Source organism: Novosphingobium sp. (assembly GCF_036733805.1).
In the GTDB taxonomy this organism is placed as follows: domain Bacteria; phylum Pseudomonadota; class Alphaproteobacteria; order Sphingomonadales; family Sphingomonadaceae; genus Novosphingobium.
Map to the genome: position 1 here is coordinate 45,955 of NZ_DAIMZT010000009.1, position 17,141 is coordinate 63,095.

Sequence of the window (17,141 nt, forward strand, 5' to 3'; positions counted from 1 at the left end):
ATGAGCAACCTCAGCCCGGTTGTCGCGCGCGTTACCGACCGCATCATCGAACGTTCGAAGACGAGCCGCGCGCAATACCTGGACCTCGCCGCGCACGAAGCTGATCGGCACTCCGACCGTGGCTTCCTCTCCTGCTCCAACCTTGCGCATGGTTTTGCCGCAGCAGGCGATGATAAAACGGCCATCGCCGCCGGAAGCACGATCAATTTGGGCATAGTCACTGCTTACAACGACATGCTCAGCGCGCATCAGCCTTATGGGCGCTATCCGGATCAGATGAAGCTCTTCGCGCGGGAGATCGGCGCCACGGCGCAAGTCGCCGGCGGCGTGCCGGCAATGTGCGACGGTGTGACGCAGGGTTTTCCCGGCATGGAGCTATCGCTGTTCAGCCGCGACACGATCGCCCTCTCCACTGCGGTCGCGCTCAGCCATGCCATGTTCGACGGCATGGCGATGCTGGGAATTTGCGACAAGATCGTGCCCGGCCTGGTGATCGGCGCGTTGCGTTTCGGCCATCTGCCTGCCGTCTTCATTCCTGCGGGACCCATGCCGACGGGCATTTCCAACAAGGAGAAGCAGAAGGTCCGCCAACTTTATGCAGAGGGCAAGGTTGGCCGGGACGATCTGCTCGCCAGCGAAAGCGCCAGCTATCATTCGCCGGGCACCTGCACCTTCTACGGCACCGCCAATTCCAATCAGATGATGATGGAGATGATGGGCCTACATGTGCCGGGCGCCGCTTTCGTCCAGCCCGGCACGCCGCTGCGTCAGGCGCTGACGCGCGCCGCCGTTCACCGGCTGGCGGGCATGACCCGCAAAGGCAACGACTATCGGCCCATGGCGCGGATCGTGGACGAAAAGGCGATCGTCAATGCGATAGTCGGCCTGTTGGCGACAGGAGGGTCCACCAATCATGCCATTCACTTGCCGGCCATGGCGCGCGCGGCCGGCATCGTGATCGATTGGCAGGATTTTGATGAGCTTTCCGGCGTGGTGCCGTTGATTGCGCGGGTCTATCCCAATGGCTCGGGCGACGTGAATCACTTCCACGAAGCCGGAGGCATGGCTTGGGTAGTGCGCGAACTGCTGCAGGCAGGGCTGGCGCATGCGGATATCCTCACCGTGGCCGAAGACGGGATGAGCGCTTACGCTCGCGAACCCCTGTTGACGGAGAGCACGCTGGCGTGGAAGCCGGCGGCGACGGTCAGCGGCGATGAAACCATTCTGCGAACCGTGGTCGATCCGTTCCAGTCGGACGGTGGAATGCGCTTAGTATCCGGCAATCTTGGCCGCGCGATCTTCAAGACCAGCGCAGTCGACAAGGAGCGCTGGACTATCGAGGCGCCTTGTCGGGTATTCGACAAGCAGGAAGCAGTGGCTCAGGCGTTCAAGGCAGGCGAACTGGACCGTGACGTCGTGGTTGTAGTCCGTTTCCAAGGACCATGCGCCAATGGCATGCCCGAATTGCACAAGCTCACGCCGCCCCTCGGCGTGCTGCAAGACCGGGGCCATAAAGTCGCGCTGGTGACAGACGGGCGTATGTCAGGCGCAAGCGGCAAGGTGCCGGCGGCTATTCATGTCTCACCCGAAGCGCTCGGCGGCGGACCGTTGGCCCTGTTGCGCGACGGCGACGTGGTGCGCCTCTCGGCCGACGAAGGCTCGCTATCGACGGCCGCCGATCTTTCGGCGCGCGCGCCAACCACTCCATCGGCTGCTGAAAAGGGTATGGGCCGCGAGCTCTTCACTTTGTTGCGGATGCACGCCGGCAGCGCGGAACGGGGCGGCTCGGCCATGCTGGAGGCAGCGGGGCTGTGACGGACGCACCAGTCCAACTCGTCACCATTGACATCGGCGGCACGCATGCGCGCTTTGCGCTGGCAACGGTTATGCCCGACGGCGCTATCGCGTTAAGCAAGCCGGTCACGCTCCATACCAAGGACCATGCCAGTTTCCAAACCGCCTGGCAGGCATTCAAGGACGCGAACGGCGGCTCTCTTCCGCCCGCCGTCGCCCTGTCGATCGCAGGGCCGGTGGGCGGCGATGTCATTCGCTTCACTAACAATCCCTGGATCATCCATCCCGCGCGGATCGGCGACGAGCTGGGCGTCGAGCGGCAGACAGTCATCAATGACTTTGCCGCAGTTGCGCATGCCGTTGCTAGCGCCGGCGCCGATCAATTTCTCCATCTTGCAGGTCCACCCGCAGCCACTCTCCCCTCACCCGGCACCGTCAGCGTGATCGGCCCCGGCACCGGCCTCGGCGTCGCTTATCTCCGGCGGGACGGGACCGGTGGTTACCATGTGCAGGCCACGGAAGGTGGCCACATCGATTTCGCGCCGCTCGACCAGGTCGAGGACGCGATCCTTGCGCGCCTGAGAAAGCGCTATCTGAGAGTGTCCGTCGAACGTGTGGTTTCCGGACCCGCCATCGTCGACATTTACGAAACATTGACGACGATGGAGGACCGGGCGGTCCATTTGCTCAGCGACGTTGATATCTGGACTGCCGCAATCGCAGGCGAAGATGACCTGGCCACTGCCGCGGTCGACCGCTTTTGCCTCTCGCTTGGCTCCGCCGCCGGCGATTATGCATTGGCTCACGGCGCCTGCGCGGTCGTTATCGCGGGCGGCCTCGGCTACCGCATTCGCGAGACGATCCTGAGATCCGGTTTCGCGCAGCGGTTCTGCGCTAAGGGGCGCTTCGCGGGCCTTATGGCTGCCATGCCCGTAAAGCTCATCATTCACCCCCAGCCGGGCCTGTTCGGCGCGGCCGCCGCCTTTGCCAGGGAGCACTTGCAGTGACGACCGCATCTTCCGCCGCCGTCGAAAAGGTCATGCGCCTCGCGCCGGTGATCCCGGTCTTGGTGATAGAAGACGTCCAGCACGCCTTGCCCGTCGCCGAGGCACTGGTGGCGGGCGGTCTTCTCGCGCTTGAAGTGACTCTACGCACCGAATGCGCGATCGAAGCGATCAAGATGATGAAGCAGGTGCCCGGCGTGGTGGTGGGTGCCGGCACGGTGCTGTCGCCTGACGATCTCACGCGCGCAATCGACGCGGGGGCCGAGTTCATCGTGTCACCCGGCCTCACTCCGAAATTGGGAGAAGCGGCCATCCTGTCTGGCGTGCCCTTCCTGCCCGGCACTGCCAATGCCAGCGATGTGATGCTTGCGCTTGAACTTGGATTCGACCGGCTCAAGTTCTTTCCAGCCATGTACGCCGGAGGTCCGGCCGCGTTGAAAGCAATCGCGGCCCCGTTGGCAGCTGCAAAGTTCTGCCCGACCGGCGGAGTGACTATCGACAATGCGCCCGAGTGGTTGGCGCTTGAGGCGGTGTTGTGTGTCGGGGGAAGCTGGATGGTGCCTGCAGGCCCGCCGGATCGGGCGAGGATCGAAGCGGCGGCACGCACGGCATCGGCGCTTGCACGATGAGCGAGCCGGCGCTTTCCACGGTCAACGACCTCGAGGCGCGGTTACAGGAACTGCATAAGCTGACGGCGCAGACACCGCTTTACAATCCGGTCTTTCAACTTGGCCACGAACTTTCGCGCAGGCTCGAAAATGGCGAGATGAGCCTACATGATATAGAGGCCCTTGTTGCTGAAATGGAGTGCGAGGGCCTTCGCGCCCGCGCGGCCCGGCTTCACCGAATACTCGAGACCATTCCACTGGTCGAAAATGATACGCGGATTGACGCCGCCGCCGAAGAGGACGATTTCTCCGCCTTCGCCGCGCGCTGGCAGCGTCCCGCCGCGCATGTGGTATTCACCGCCCACCCCACTTTCCTGCTTACTTCCGCACAGAGCGAGGCAGTGGCCCTCTCCGCTTCCAGTGGCGACCTCAGCAATTCCGTCTGCTCCGCGCCGGCGGACCGCGACACGATTACGCTCGATTATGAGCATGCAAGGGCCATGGAGGCGATGGCGCGTGGACAGAAGGCTCGCGATCGAATCAACGCGCGCCTGCTGGACATTGCCGCGGCCCGCTGGCCGAAACGCTGGAAAAGCCTTCAACCTATGCCCGTGCGCTTCGCCACTTGGGTCGGCTACGACATGGACGGCCGCACCGATATCGGGTGGTCCACGTCCATCCGCTATCGCCTGGAAGAAAAGGCCATGCGCTTGGCCGATTATGCGGCAAGCCTGACGGCTGCCGCCCCTGAAATCGCCAGCAGGCTTGAGCGGGCGGCCGCTCACACCCGCGACATGGCGAACAACTTTTGCAAGGATCTTTCAGCGCCCGAAGCGCTGTCCGAAGCCGCCAACGCCCTCACTGCCGACTCCCCGGACAAACTGGTCAGCCTTTCCGCGATCATCGCCGAATTGGAGCATGATGCCTGCCACGCCGATAACGAGGGCGCGCGTCAGCTTCTGCTCACCGCGGCGGCCATGCGCGCGGACGGGTTGGGCATGGGCTGGATTCATTTCCGCGTGAACGCCTCGCAGCTCCAGAATGCGATCCGCCGCCGCATCGATCCGGACGGCAAGCTCAGCCTCGCCAGTCAGGCAGCGCTGGTGCGCATGCGCGAACTGCTGGCCGAAGTGAAGCCGCTGAGGTCCAATTTCGCGGCTCTGGCTATAGAGAACGGCACCGCCGTGCGCCAGTTTTTAGCAATGGCGCAAATTCTCGCCCATATCGACGCCGACGCCCCGATCCGCATGCTGGTGGCCGAATGCGAACAGCCAACGACCGTGCTCGCCGCGCTCTATTTTGCCAAGATGTTCGGGATCGATGATAAGGTCGATGTCTCACCGCTGTTTGAAACGGAAAGCGCGCTGGAACACGGCGGCCGCTTCCTGGACGCTGTCCTCGCCGAACCCGCTTATCGCGATTACGCCCGAAGGCGAGGCCGCGTCTCGATCCAGACAGGCTTTTCCGATGCGGGCCGCTTCGTCGGCCAGATCCCCGCCGCCCTCGCGATCGAGCGCCTGCAGGGCAGACTGGCAGAGGCGATGGTCGCCAACGGTCTGACCGATGTGGCTGCATTGATCTTCAACACCGGCGGCGAATCCATGGGGCGCGGATGCCATCCATCCAGCATCGACGACCGCTTCGACTGGCAGATGCCTCCCTGGGCGCGCCGCCGTTTCCTGCGCGCCGGGATCAAGCTGGAGCCTGAAGTCTCGTTCCAGGGCGGTGACGGCTATCTCTGGTTCGGTTCGGATGAGCTGGCATTGGCGATGCTAAGGCGCATGGCCGAAAAGCCCCTCTGGGGCGCGGATGCGGACGCCCCTACCGATATCTTCTATCGCCGCACGGACCTCAGCCTTGATTTCTACCGCGCGATACGGCGCGTCCAGCACGCCCATCTGGAAAGCCAGACCTACAGTCGCGCCATCACTGCATTCGGGCTGGGCCTGCTTAATGACACCGGCAGTCGCAAGTCGCGCCGCCAGTCGGACCTGGCCGCCGATCGCGGCATGAGCCTGAGGCAGATCCGCGCAATTCCGCATAACGCCATCCTGCAACAGCTCGGCTATCCGGTGAATGTGATCGCAGGCGTCGGCACCGCTTCGGACGGCAATCGGGAAGAGATTGCCGAGATGCTGCGCGAAAGCGCGCGCGGGCGGCAGCTGATCCGGCTGGTGCGAGCCGCCAACTCGCTCGCCTCGATCAAGACGGTCGCGGCTTACGGCGAACTGTTCAATTCCGCCTACTGGGCCAGCCGCCCTTATCGCGGTGACGAGCAGCATATCTCCGAAGCCTGCCTGACGCTGGCTGAATACCTCACCAAGGATGATCGCGTCGGCGTGTTCCGCCGCCTCGCCTCGCGCCTCAGGGTGGATGCGATGAAGCTGCACAAGCTGTTTGATCTCGTTCCCGATGAAACACCGGAGCCGGATCACGAACATACCCGCCGGAGTCTGGGCGTGTTGCAATCGCTGCGCATCGCGCTTTTCAAGCACATGTTCCTGCGCGCGGTAACGGTGCCGCCGTTCAGCCGCGCCAACGACATTAGCCGCGAGGATGTGCTGGAGATGTTCTTTACCCTGCGCGTCGAAGACGCCCTCGTGCAGCTGCGCCGCGCTTTCCCGGTCCACTTTCCTTCGATCAGCGACTTCGCGGTCAACGAGCCAAGCGATTATCCGGATTCCAGCGCAACCGGTTATGCTCACATCCACCGGGACTACATCGATCCGATCGAGCGATCCTATGCACTGTCCCTCCGGATCACGACCGCACTCGCGAACGAGTTCGGCGCGCACGGATAGGATTAAGCCGGAACCTTAATCAAGCAAACGCAGCAGCGCCGCGATCTCGCAAGTAGCGAAGCCCACGGTGCTGTCGGATATCCCGTAAGGTATCAGCAGCCGTTCGCCCACCTTTAGCACGCCGCAAGTATAGATCACGTTCGGCACGTAACCAGACCTGTCCGCATTTTCGGCGGTCAGGACAGGTTCGATGGAGCGCGCCAGGACCTTGCTCGGATCGGCCTTGTCCAGCAGCGCGCAGCCAAGGGCATACTTGCGCATGGCGCCTACTCCGTGGGTGAACAGAAGCCAACCTTCGTCGGTTGGAATCGGGCTTCCGCAATTGCCGATCTGAATGAACTCCCAGGGGAACTTCGGCTCCATCAGGAGAACGCCTTCGCTATCCCACTGGTCGACCCGGTCCGATCGAAGCAGGAACAGGTTTTTGCCGTCCTGCCGGCCAACCATGACAAAGCAGCCGTCGATCTTTTCGGGGAACAGCGCCATTCCCTTGTTACGGCCGGCCCGACCGTGGATCGGCTCCAGATCGAAATCGTGAAAATCGCGCGTGCGCAGCAATTCGGACCGGATGGAACTGCCCGAATATGCAGTGTAAGTGCCGATCCATTCATAATCGCCGCCGCCGTGATCGAAACGCACGAGCCGCAAGTCCTCAAGCCCACCGCGCTGCGGCTCCGTAATCGGAAAGATCACGGTGTTGGACAAGCTCGATTCCGGGTGTCTATGGACCGCGATGACGCCGTCGGCATCGCAAGGTTCCTCTTCATCGATGTCGGGTGCGGTTGCAAAGGCCGCCTGAGGCCACAGGCTGAAAGTGCCGTCTGCCTCAGCGATACCCTCACGAAAGGCGATCGAACTGATGTGCCCCTCACCCACGGCCCGCAGGGACATGATGAAGCGGACGGCCCCGTTACACATGCCTGACTGATCCGGGGCCGGTACGATTGACGGATTCATGAGTGCCGCCGCCGCGAAGGTATATTCATGGCAGAAGTAAGAACCAATCAGGCGCTGCTTGGTCTCTGAAAAGTCAGACGAATCAAGCGCAAGATTTCCGGCTACTTCGGCAAAGCGATTGGCAAAGATCCTCTCGGTCTGCCAATGTCGCTCATTGAAATCCCGCAGCACTCTTTCATACTCAAGGGCGGCGCGCTCTTCGGTCAACGCCGAAACATCCTCCACCAGCCGCAATGCACGGTCGCCAGGCGCGTTCCTGGCCTGCCAGCCGAGGTGAAACGGACGCAGCACCACGCGCGCCGGATCGGCATGAAGGCGCGTGTCGAAGATGTGCAGCGGATCAGACCAGACTTTCTCGGGCCTGTTCAAGCACCCCTCCTTCCGGCGAGATCGGCGCCGCCTGGGCAAGTTCCATCATGGCGTAATGCGAAAGCTGGAATGCCAGGATCGATTCCGCTCCGCAATTTGTATTGATGCCGCGCGGGGTCAAGCCATCGTGGCATCGACCGGTCGCCATATCGGCCAGGACGGCGCCACGGTCGTTGCCACCGAAAAACCACCGCCAGGCAATTTCTGCATGATCGATCCAGAACATGTCCCCTGTTGCGTACCAGGCGGATTTCGCGGCCTCGATGGCCGCCTGAGCCTCCAGCGGTTGCTGATCGAATGGCAGGTAGACGTGCGACTTATGAAAACTTTCAGAGCCGATCGGGCGGAACTGGGAACGGCTGGAGACCTGTTGCGCGCAGATCCAGCGCAAGGTTTCAAGCCCGGCATCAGTCCAGTCTTCCCGCCCCAGCGCCATGCCGGCTTCGACAAGGGCCTGTGAGAGCCGAGGATTATCGTATCCCAGCACCGCCTCGAACCAGGCCCAGTCCGGCCTACGCCCCTCGCACAGCAGCCGCACGAGAATATCGGCTCCGCGTTTCACCAGTTCGATCGACAAATTGTGATTGGGGGTGCGGCGCAGGACCGCGCTAGCCCCAAGCATGACAAAAGCGATCGCGCGCGGCGAGCCCATTTCGGCGATGGAAGGCTGCACCTGTTCATAAAGCTGCAGCGCCCAATCAGCCAAGCCTCGGTCGGCTGCCCGTTCCCAGGTCTGGCCCAGGGCCCAGACCGCGCGACCGTTTGCATCTTCCGATCCTTCACCCTCGCACCAGGATCGGTCAAAGCGCATGAAATTGCGAAAGCGGCCGCGTTCCGGATTCCATGCTGACTGCACGAAGGCGGCATAAGCGAGGCTGCGCTGCATCCGCTCGGCGGCGGGTACGCCCCGCGCCACGTTCATCAGCATCAGTGCGCGTGCGTTGTCATCCAGGCAATAACCATGGTGCCGATCGGGAACCACGCCAATCGAATGTTGAAGTATACCCGTAGCGTCACTCATTGCCAGAACCGCCGAAAGACCCGGAATCGCCGTCATGGGAGGACAGCAGGGCTCGGGCGGCAAGGCCGCTGCGATCAGCCGCGCCGAGGCATCGGCAAAGCGGGGCCAGATGGTCTCGCGTCCCCGTGCATAGGCCCGACGCCGCATCGCCGCGAGTTCATCAGGCGCATCGAGCAGACGATTGACAGCCTCCGCAATGGCGTCCTGAGAGCCAGGTTCGATCAGCAACCCGACGCCGCCCGCCAATAGCTCGCGCGCATGAGCATAAGGGGTGGAAACCACGGCCTTGCCCAACGCGACGGCATAGCTGAGTGTACCGGAGGTCGACTGATGCAGCCCCGGATAGGGGGTAATATAGATGTCGCACGCTTCAAGCTGATCCAAGAGTTCATGAGTGTCCAGGAAGCGGTTGTCCCATGCGAGATGATCGGCGACACCCAATTCCTGAGCCAATGCGGCCAGCCTGTCTCGATAAGTTTCCCCCTCCCGCGCGAGCAGATTTGGGTGCGTTGCGCCTACAATGCGATAGATCACTTGCGGATGGCGCGTCACGATCGCCGGAAGCGCCCCAATCGCCTTTTCCAGCCCTTTGCCCGGCCCCAGCAGCCCGAACGTGGTGAGCACCATGCCCCCGCTCAGTCCGAGCTGAGCTTTGAACTGGTCGTGGCGACCGAAGGGCCGGTCCGGCGCCCCATGGTCGATGACCTGAAGGATCCGAGGGTCAGCATCAAAACGTTCCGACAGCAGGTCGCGCGCATATTTCGACATCACCATAATACGCGAAGCGCGCGCTATCAGATATCGCAGGATCGCGTGCTGGCGATTGGTCGGCTCACTCAGCACGGTATGCAATGTCAACACCAGCGGCGCGGCCAGGCGACTGGCGAAACCGCACACCATCTCACCGTCCTCGCCCCCGAAAATGCCGAACTCATGTTGAATCCACACGGCATCGACACCCGATTCGTTGATCCGGCGGGCGGCGCGCGCATAATCCTCCGGATCGTCGGCAGCTATCGTTCCCGCAATGCCCTGATAGACCAGCGGCTGCGCCGGATCGTCCAACGCATAGACATCGACACTAATCTCGGGATGAAACTGACGCAGTGTCGCGGCGATGTCCGACGTGAAAGTCGCTATGCCGCATCGGCGCGGGGTAAAATTGCCGACCAGCGCTATCCGCATCGCTCGAGGGGGAGGCAAGGATGCGGCTTCGAAAATGGAATGTATTTCCGCGGAAGCCGAAGTCGTCGCGAAATCGACGTGACGCGAAAAACGGTTCATGCGAACTCCGTGGAAAATCGATCTGTTGCATTGTCACAAATCCCGATGCCCGAGTCGGTTTCCCGGTCTGGAGAAAAAAAACCGGATAGTTGCTGGATTTGGGGGCTCGTGGGCCATGCGATGGAGGAGAACCGCGTGGACTTCCGATCTTTCGCTCCTTATATTGCATGACCACGCAATAAATTAACAAGGGGTCCCTACCCGAGACCCTCACGATCAACAGTGGCAAGGCCAGGAGCATGATCGCGGTGAGGAGCGCGGAATGAACGTGCTGCAATCTTTGGATCCCGCCACCGGCGAACTCGTATGGGAAGGCGAGATAACCGGCCCGGAAAGCATTTCCGCGACGCTCCAGCGCGCGCGCCAGGCTTTTCCCCACTGGGCGGCGCTGTCGGCAGAAGCTCGCGTGGACGCAGGACGGCGTTTCAAAACCGTGCTGGAAGCGCGCAAAACCACGATAGCGGAGACCATTTCCCGCGAAACCGGCAAGCCGCTATGGGAAAGTCACGCCGAAGTGGCTTCGATGATCGGCAAGGTAGACATCTCGATCGCGGCCCAAGCTGAACGGGCTGGCGAGAGGCGATCCGTCACTCCCTTCGGAGAGGCCGTGCTGCGACACCGGCCGCACGGAGTCATGGCCGTACTGGGCCCGTTCAACTTCCCCGGCCACCTGCCTAACGGACATATCGTCCCCGCCCTTCTCGCCGGCAACACGGTAATATTCAAACCGAGCGAAATGACGCCGGCGACCGGCGTTGCAATGGCTGATGCGTGGGCAGAGGCAGGATTGCCCGAAGGTGTGTTTCAGCTTGTCCACGGGGCGAGGGAAACTGGCGAGACCCTTCTGGCGCAGGACATCGACGGTCTTCTGTTCACCGGATCGGCAGCCGCGGGCGCGCACTTTCGCCGGACTTTCGCTGACCGGCCCGCCGTGATCCTTGCGCTGGAACTGGGCGGCAACAATCCGCTGGTCGCCTGGGACGGCGAGGTGGAGGAGGCCGCCTCGATCGTCATCCAATCGGCCTTCGTCACGACTGGCCAGCGCTGCTCATGCGCGCGGCGCCTGATCGTGCCGGACAATGCCTTTGGCGAAAAACTTATCCAGGCAGTGGACTATCTCGCCACGCACCTGGCGATCGGTGCCTGGAACGAAAGACCGGAACCCTACATCGGTCCGCTGATTTCTGACGCTGCCTCCGCTTCGGCGAAGGCTCGGTTCAAGAGGCTGACGGACCGGGGCGCAAGAACGATCCACCCCTTCGCGAGTCTTGAAGGCCGCAGCGCAGCCTTCGTTACTCCGGGAATTGCAGACGTGACCGGCCTCGCCGTTCCTGACGAGGAGATATTCGCGCCCATCCTTCAGGTCTCGCGCGTTTTCGACTTCGACGCCGCAATCGCCACCGCCAACCAGACCCGCTTCGGCCTCTCCGCCGGCCTCATCACTGGAGACGACATATTGTGGCAACGGTTCCTCCTCGAGAGCCGCGCTGGTGTTGTAAATCGCAACCGGCCGACGACAGGAGCGGCGGGTTCGATGCCTTTCGGTGGCATCGGCGAAAGCGGCAATCACCGCCCCAGCGCTTATTACGCCGCTGATTATTGCGCGTACCCGGTCGCCAGCTTCGAGGCTGAGAGCGCCGCGGGCAACAGAGACGCTCTGGCAGGAGTGTTGCGCCCGTGAGCGGCCTTTCCATCGAAGAACAGGCACTCCTGGAACCGATAGACCGCGCCCCGATACTTGCTCACACGCTCGACTGGGCCGTCATCAACAGCGGCACCGCCAATCTGGAAGGGCTCGCCGTCATGGCCGATCGGCTGGCACAGGCGTTCTCCGCCCTGCCCGGTGATATTCGGCTGATCGAACCCGCGCCGGTCGAGAAGGTGGATTCCGACGGACGCCTGAGCGCCGTATCCCATGGCCGCCATCTCATCATTTCCGTGCGGCCCGAAGCGGAACGGCGGGTAATCCTGACCGGTCACATGGACACGGTCTATGCCAAGGATCACCCTTTCCAGACGTGCGACTGGCTGGATGACCACCTTCTCCGCGGTCCCGGCACTGCCGATATGAAAGGCGGCCTTGCGCTTATGCTCGCCGGACTTGCCGCTTATGAACGAGGCGATCCGAAACTCGGCTACGACGTGCTCATCAACAGCGATGAAGAGACCGGCTCTCTCTCTTCCGCGGGGCTGATCGCCGAACTGGCGCGCGGTAAGATGGCGGCGCTGACATACGAACCCGCCCTTCCCGATGGCTCCATGGTTCGCGCCCGCCCCGGATCGGGTAATTATGCGGCCGTCATACGCGGCAAGTCCGCTCACGCCGGGCGCAATCCGGATGACGGCCGCAATGCGATCGTGGCCGCGAGCGATCTGGCCCTGCGGCTCGCCTCCAGAAGGCGGGAAGGATTGACGGTCAACCCAGCCCGGATCGAAGGGGGCGCCCCCAACAATGTGGTCCCCGACTTGGCGATCCTCCACTTCAACGTACGACCTCGCACGCTCCAGTTGACCCAAACAGCGCGCGTCATGATTGACGACGCGATCGCCGCAGTCGCCGCCGCGCATGACGTCTCCGTCCATCTGACCGGCGGCATATCGCGCCCTCCTAAACCGGTGGGGCCGGCAACCATAGCGCTCTATGCGCTGGTCTCGAGCGCTGCCGCCGATCTCGGCCAGGCAATGACATGGAAGGACAGCGGCGGCGTCTGCGATGGGAACAACATCGCCGCCTGCAATTTACCCGTGCTGGACACGATGGGGGCGCTGGGCGGTGCGATTCACTCACCAGACGAGTTTCTGCTCGTCAGCTCTCTTGACGCCCGTGCCCGCCTCACCGCGCTGGTGATGCGCAGGTTAGAGCGTCAGGGTGTTGCAATATGACCTTTCTCCTCAGAGCCGCTCACGAAAAAGACCTTGAGGCGCTTTACCGCATGGCCAAGGGTACAGGCGGCGGCTTTACCAACCTCCCCCCGGACAAGCCCACCCTTAAAGCCAAGCTGGAGCGTGCCGCCGGGGCTTTCGCCCGCGACGAGGAGGTCGTCAGCGACGACCTGTTCGTCTTCATCCTGGAGGACACTGCCACCGGAAAGGTTCACGGCACCTGTCAGATCCTGGCGCAGGTCGGCACCGAACTGCCCTTCTATTCCTACCGCATCGGGCGCATCACACAGCATTCCAAGGAGCTTGACCGTACGTTCCGGGCCGAAATGCTGACACTTTGCACTGACCTTGACGGATCAAGCGAAGTAGGCGGACTTTTCCTGGACGCGGCGGACCGTTCGGCGGGCGTGGGCAAGCTGCTTTCCCGCAGCCGCTATCTCTTCATGCGCGCCCATCGGCGAAGGTTCGCCGACCGCACGCTGGCCGAACTGCGCGGCGCCATCGATGATGCCGGTAACTCGCCATTTTGGGATGGCTTGGCCGGTCGCTTCTTCGATATGAGCTTTCGCGACGCCGATGAATTTAATGCGAAGCACGGCAATCAGTTCATCGCCGACCTTATGCCCAAGCACCCGATTTACACCGCCTTACTTTCCGAGGCGGCGCGGCAGGTCATGGGGCAGGCACATTATTCCGGCCGGCCTGCGATGCGGATGCTGGAAAACGAAGGCTTCGTCTTCCAGAATTACATCGACATCTTCGACGGTGGCCCCACGATGATCGTCGATACGGACCGCATCCGCACCATTCGCGAGGCAAAGGATGCGGTCGTCACTGCGGTCTCCGACGCGCCCGGTGGGGCCCCCATCCAAATCATTGCGGTCGGCGACCTGGCCCGGTTTCGCGCCTGCCTTGGCTACGTAAACAAGAACGGCGATGGCGTGACGCTCGGCACGGCGGCGGCGAAACTGCTGGGCGTGAGTGTGGGGGATAGGATCACTTACGCGCCCGGATAACCGCTTGCGCTCAACAATGGGAGGGACCGGCAGGGGCCTGCATGGCTTGGCGTCGACCACTGACCCGGCACGGACTGCAAACCGTTGCCTCCGAATTTGAACGGGCGTCGTATTAACCAAAAATAATCGCTCCCATGTCTAGGAGCTTCGCCGTGTCGCGCAGAAACAAAAACGTGGGCCGCATACCCCTGGTGGCGAATTTCACGCCGGCCATCGTGTTTGCCGCTCTGGGCATCGCGGCGCTCATCGTCGTCGTTCTGCTCTGGTCCGACCGCGAAGTCGATCGCATTGCCCGCGAACGGGATCGAGCGATCGTTGCGCTAGTGCTCGAGCAGAGTGTTGAACGCGTCGCGCATGCTCAGGAATCGTCCACCGTCTGGGACGCGGCCGTGCTCCAGATGCGCAAGCGTCCGCTGGAGGTGAACTGGGTCGACATCAATCTGGGAACATGGTTCTACCAATATGCGGCCTTCGACGAGGTCTATATTCTTTCTCCATCGGATCAGCCGATATACGCCATGCGCGACGGCAAGCGCACTATCCCGGAAACCTATATCGCCGTCGAGGACATCGCAGACCCTTTGGCGACGACGCTGCGTCGAACCGAAGCCGCAACCGGCTCGCGGTCCAATCCGGGAATGCTGTCGCCAGGAAGCGCCGACTTCGCCGTATTGCGCGGGCGGCCCGCCATCATCAGCGCAAAGCCCATCGTCTCCGACAGTGGGACCATCAAACAACAGCCCGGACATGAGGCTGTGCATATCAGCATCGTCTTTCTCGACGATAACTTTTTCGCACGGATCGGCAGCCAGTACGGCCTGGCGAAGGCGCGTTATCAAATTGCGCCGAGCAGCCAGCCCAACGAAGCGTCAGTGGCCCTGAGCACGCGCGGCGGACACACGATCGGCTACCTGGTATGGGAACCGTTCGCACCGGGCAGTCAAGTCACCACCGTGGTCGGGCCGGTCCTGGTCCTGGTCCTGCTGCTTTCGACCATCGTGATTTACATGCTGGCCAGCCGGCTTGCCCGGCGAACGGCGGATCTGGAGGAAAGCCGGGCTCAAGCCCAGCACCAGGCCATGCATGATGGCCTCACCGGCCTTGGCAACCGCGCCATGTTCGAGCTGCGCTTCGAAGAGGCCCTTCACCGATCGCGTCGCCGCAAGTCGCTGCTGGCGCTGTTGTACATCGACCTGGATCGATTCAAGCAGGTCAACGATACGCTGGGTCACCCTGCCGGAGACGCGCTGATCCGGCAGGTCGCCAGGCGCCTCGTGGCTGAAGTGCGCGGCTATGATATCGTCGCGCGGCTGGGCGGCGACGAGTTCGCGATCCTGATTAACGAGCCGGAAGATCACGACGCTATCGACCACATATGTTCGCGAATAGTTTCGCAACTGCAACGGCCTTTCAACGTCTCGGGCTCTCATGCCTATATCGGCGCAAGCATCGGCGTCGCGATCGCGCCGGAACACGGGCTCGATCGGACGGAGCTGACTCGCAAGGCGGATATCGCGCTCTATCGCGCGAAGGCGGGAGGGCGCAGCCGTTATGTCCTGTTCGACCCGAGCATGGATGAAGCGGTGCGCGCCCGCGAGACAACCGATCGGGAATTGCGCAAGGCATTGGCGGACTGCGACGCCCAGCTTCGGGTCCATTATCAGCCGGTGTTCTCAACCCGAACCTGCAAGATGACCGGGGTGGAAGCGCTGTTGCGGTGGGAGCATCCCGAAAACGGCCTGGTAACCCCCGACGCATTCATCCGCGCCGCGGAGGAATCGGGCTTGATCGAGGTGCTAGGGCCGTGGGTGATGCGTCGCGCCGCGCTGGATGCGCGCGCCTGGCCCGATCTGCGGGTGGCAGTCAATGTCTCGCCCGTGCAGGTTCGCGACCGCAAGTTCGTCGAGACAGTCCGCGCCATCCTGGCGGAAACCGGCCTGGAACCGAGGCGACTGGAAGTCGAGATCACCGAAACGGCGCTGATGGAGGCATCCAGCGAAGTCGCGACGTCGCTGCGTGAATTGCGCGCCTTGGGTGTAGCTTGCGCGCTTGACGATTTCGGCACTGGCTATTCTTCACTCAGCCACATCCGCGATATCGCGGTTGATCGCATCAAGATCGACCGGTCCTTCGTACAGGCTGTAAGCACTGTGCCAGGCGCCGCTCTGGTGGAAGCCATTGTCGCCCTGGCAAGCGCCAATGGGCTTCACCTGACGGCGGAAGGGGTCGAGAACCACGAACAGCATGCCTTCCTGCGCAGCGTCGGATGTCACGAAGTTCAAGGCTATCTGCTGGCAAGACCAATGCCAGCCGAACAGATCACGGCGATGTTGAATGAGACGTCCACGAACGTTGCCCGCGTCGTCGGCGGCTCAACCTCACACGCTTCCTGATCCCCCGGTTTTCTGATCTCAGGCACCCGCGCGCATCAGCGGGGCAGGCAGGCAGCCTGCCCCCCACCGGCGCAGGCGCTCTAGGCGGCGTGGACAAATTCCCCGCAGCCACGGCTGGAGTCAAAAGCCGTCAATTCAAGGAGGTAAGACGAAGGCGTATGTCGATACGTCAAGTCGAACTGACGCGGAAGTGGCGGCTTTTGGCCCAGCCCCTGCGGGGTTGCCCTGTAATAGGCCCCGGCGGCGTTGCGCGGCCTTGAAAGAGGCCCACTCTGTCTGCGGCCCCGCGCCTTGCCAGGGCCTATTACAGGGCAACCGTGGCTGCAGGGAATTTGTCCACGCCGCCTAGTGAGCCAAACCGCGGCGTAAATGGTAGCGCCCGTTGCGATAGTCCTCGAAGATCTGCGAGAGGGACGGGTGATCCACCGGGCCGCCTTCGGCGTCAGCCGTCAAATTCTGCTGGCTCACGTAAGCGACGTAACTGGACTCCGCATTCTCGGCGAGAAGATGATAATAAGGCTGTTCACGCCCTGGCCTCACCTCCACAGGGATCGACTGATACCATTCCTCGCTATTGGCGAAAACCGGGTCGATATCGAAAACCACGCCGCGAAAATCGTGATTCTTGTGACGCACAATATCGCCAATGGCAAAACGCGCCTGCGTCTGCCGGGGTGCATCGATGATCCGACCGGCTTGAGGTGAAAAGAAAGATGCCCTGTTCATGCGCACGATATAGGAATTGCCTATACTTGAGACAAGCGAACCATCCGGGTGATCCCCGCATTTTACGTAATGGAGGGCTTGGCAAGCGACACCAAGTGAGCTACCGGCGCGCTTCCCTCGACCGGCGGTTCTCCGTCGCATCGCGATCTCTTGCGGAGAGGTGGCAGAGTGGTCGAATGCGCCGCACTCGAAATGCGGTGTACGGGCAACCGTACCGTGGGTTCGAATCCCACCCTCTCCGCCAATTTGTCTGACTTTCATATTGGGCGTTGTCAGAGAACGTAA

Annotated in this window: 11 protein-coding genes and 1 tRNA gene; 9 read left to right on the forward strand and 3 right to left on the reverse strand. The window is 62.3% G+C overall.

The features are described 5' to 3' along the window. The 4 genes from edd to V7D69_RS04175 are packed head-to-tail and all read left to right on the forward strand — an operon-like array spanning nucleotide 1 to nucleotide 6,207. Complete coding sequence (gene edd, locus V7D69_RS04160; protein WP_324063017.1) at nucleotides 1-1,815, forward strand: phosphogluconate dehydratase; 1,815 nt, start codon at nucleotides 1-3, stop codon at nucleotides 1,813-1,815. After that, a complete protein-coding gene (glk, locus tag V7D69_RS04165; RefSeq protein ID WP_333605136.1) occupies nucleotides 1,812-2,801 on the forward strand; it encodes a glucokinase in 990 nt (329 codons plus the stop codon). The genes edd and glk overlap by 4 nt, the downstream gene beginning before the upstream one ends. Nucleotides 2,802-2,833: 32 nt before the next feature. After that, nucleotides 2,834-3,427, forward strand: coding sequence for a bifunctional 4-hydroxy-2-oxoglutarate aldolase/2-dehydro-3-deoxy-phosphogluconate aldolase (gene eda / locus V7D69_RS04170; RefSeq protein WP_333605142.1), 594 nt, complete (start codon nucleotides 2,834-2,836; stop codon nucleotides 3,425-3,427). Further along, complete coding sequence (locus V7D69_RS04175) at nucleotides 3,424-6,207, forward strand: phosphoenolpyruvate carboxylase (RefSeq protein WP_333605137.1); 2,784 nt, start codon at nucleotides 3,424-3,426, stop codon at nucleotides 6,205-6,207. The genes eda and V7D69_RS04175 overlap by 4 nt, the downstream gene beginning before the upstream one ends. A 15-nt stretch (nucleotides 6,208-6,222) precedes the next feature. On the opposite strand, the gene V7D69_RS04180 is transcribed toward V7D69_RS04175, so the two are convergent. Together V7D69_RS04180 and V7D69_RS04185 are read right to left on the reverse strand one after the other, a co-directional pair. After that, complete coding sequence (locus tag V7D69_RS04180; RefSeq protein ID WP_333605138.1) at nucleotides 6,223-7,533, reverse strand: glycoside hydrolase family 130 protein; 1,311 nt, start codon at nucleotides 7,531-7,533, stop codon at nucleotides 6,223-6,225. Beyond that, complete coding sequence (locus V7D69_RS04185) at nucleotides 7,505-9,838, reverse strand: glycosyltransferase family 4 protein (RefSeq protein ID WP_333605139.1); 2,334 nt, start codon at nucleotides 9,836-9,838, stop codon at nucleotides 7,505-7,507. Before V7D69_RS04185 ends, V7D69_RS04180 begins: the two co-directional genes overlap by 29 nt. A 262-nt stretch (nucleotides 9,839-10,100) precedes the next feature. Here V7D69_RS04185 and astD point away from each other — a divergent pair, with 262 nt between their 5' ends. From astD to V7D69_RS04205, 4 genes are all read left to right on the forward strand, one after another. Then, nucleotides 10,101-11,519 carry a succinylglutamate-semialdehyde dehydrogenase gene (gene astD, locus V7D69_RS04190; RefSeq protein ID WP_324064204.1) on the forward strand — a complete coding sequence of 473 codons (1,419 nt, stop codon included), beginning with the start codon at nucleotides 10,101-10,103 and terminating at the stop codon, nucleotides 11,517-11,519. Further along, on the forward strand, nucleotides 11,516-12,721 hold the full coding sequence (locus V7D69_RS04195; protein ID WP_324064205.1) for a hydrolase: 1,206 nt from the start codon (nucleotides 11,516-11,518) through the stop codon (nucleotides 12,719-12,721). Before astD ends, V7D69_RS04195 begins: the two co-directional genes overlap by 4 nt. Beyond that, nucleotides 12,718-13,737 carry an arginine N-succinyltransferase gene (locus tag V7D69_RS04200; RefSeq protein ID WP_324064206.1) on the forward strand — a complete coding sequence of 340 codons (1,020 nt, stop codon included), beginning with the start codon at nucleotides 12,718-12,720 and terminating at the stop codon, nucleotides 13,735-13,737. Before V7D69_RS04195 ends, V7D69_RS04200 begins: the two co-directional genes overlap by 4 nt. A 152-nt stretch (nucleotides 13,738-13,889) precedes the next feature. After that, nucleotides 13,890-16,130, forward strand: a complete 2,241-nt coding sequence (locus V7D69_RS04205) for a putative bifunctional diguanylate cyclase/phosphodiesterase (RefSeq protein ID WP_333605140.1) — start codon at nucleotides 13,890-13,892, stop codon at nucleotides 16,128-16,130. A gap of 345 nt (nucleotides 16,131-16,475) precedes the next feature. Here V7D69_RS04205 and hspQ read toward each other — a convergent pair whose 3' ends face one another. Beyond that, nucleotides 16,476-16,856 (reverse strand): heat shock protein HspQ, encoded by a 381-nt coding sequence (gene hspQ / locus V7D69_RS04210; protein WP_324064339.1) that lies wholly within the window; start codon nucleotides 16,854-16,856, stop codon nucleotides 16,476-16,478. A 154-nt stretch (nucleotides 16,857-17,010) separates the two neighbouring features. Here hspQ and V7D69_RS04215 point away from each other — a divergent pair. Then, nucleotides 17,011-17,100 (forward strand) — tRNA-Ser (locus V7D69_RS04215). The last annotated feature ends 41 nt before the right edge of the window (nucleotides 17,101-17,141 follow it).

Coding starts and splice junctions, on each gene's coding strand:
- edd (WP_324063017.1), top strand. CDS start 1: ATGAGCAACCTCAGCCCGGTTGTCGCGCGCGTTACCGACCGCATCATC.
- eda (WP_333605142.1), top strand. CDS start 2,834: ATGCGCCTCGCGCCGGTGATCCCGGTCTTGGTGATAGAAGACGTCCAG.
- V7D69_RS04175 (WP_333605137.1), top strand. CDS start 3,424: ATGAGCGAGCCGGCGCTTTCCACGGTCAACGACCTCGAGGCGCGGTTA.
- V7D69_RS04185 (WP_333605139.1), bottom strand. CDS start 9,838: ATGAACCGTTTTTCGCGTCACGTCGATTTCGCGACGACTTCGGCTTCC.
- astD (WP_324064204.1), top strand. CDS start 10,101: ATGAACGTGCTGCAATCTTTGGATCCCGCCACCGGCGAACTCGTATGG.
- V7D69_RS04200 (WP_324064206.1), top strand. CDS start 12,718: ATGACCTTTCTCCTCAGAGCCGCTCACGAAAAAGACCTTGAGGCGCTT.
- hspQ (WP_324064339.1), bottom strand. CDS start 16,856: ATGAACAGGGCATCTTTCTTTTCACCTCAAGCCGGTCGGATCATCGAT.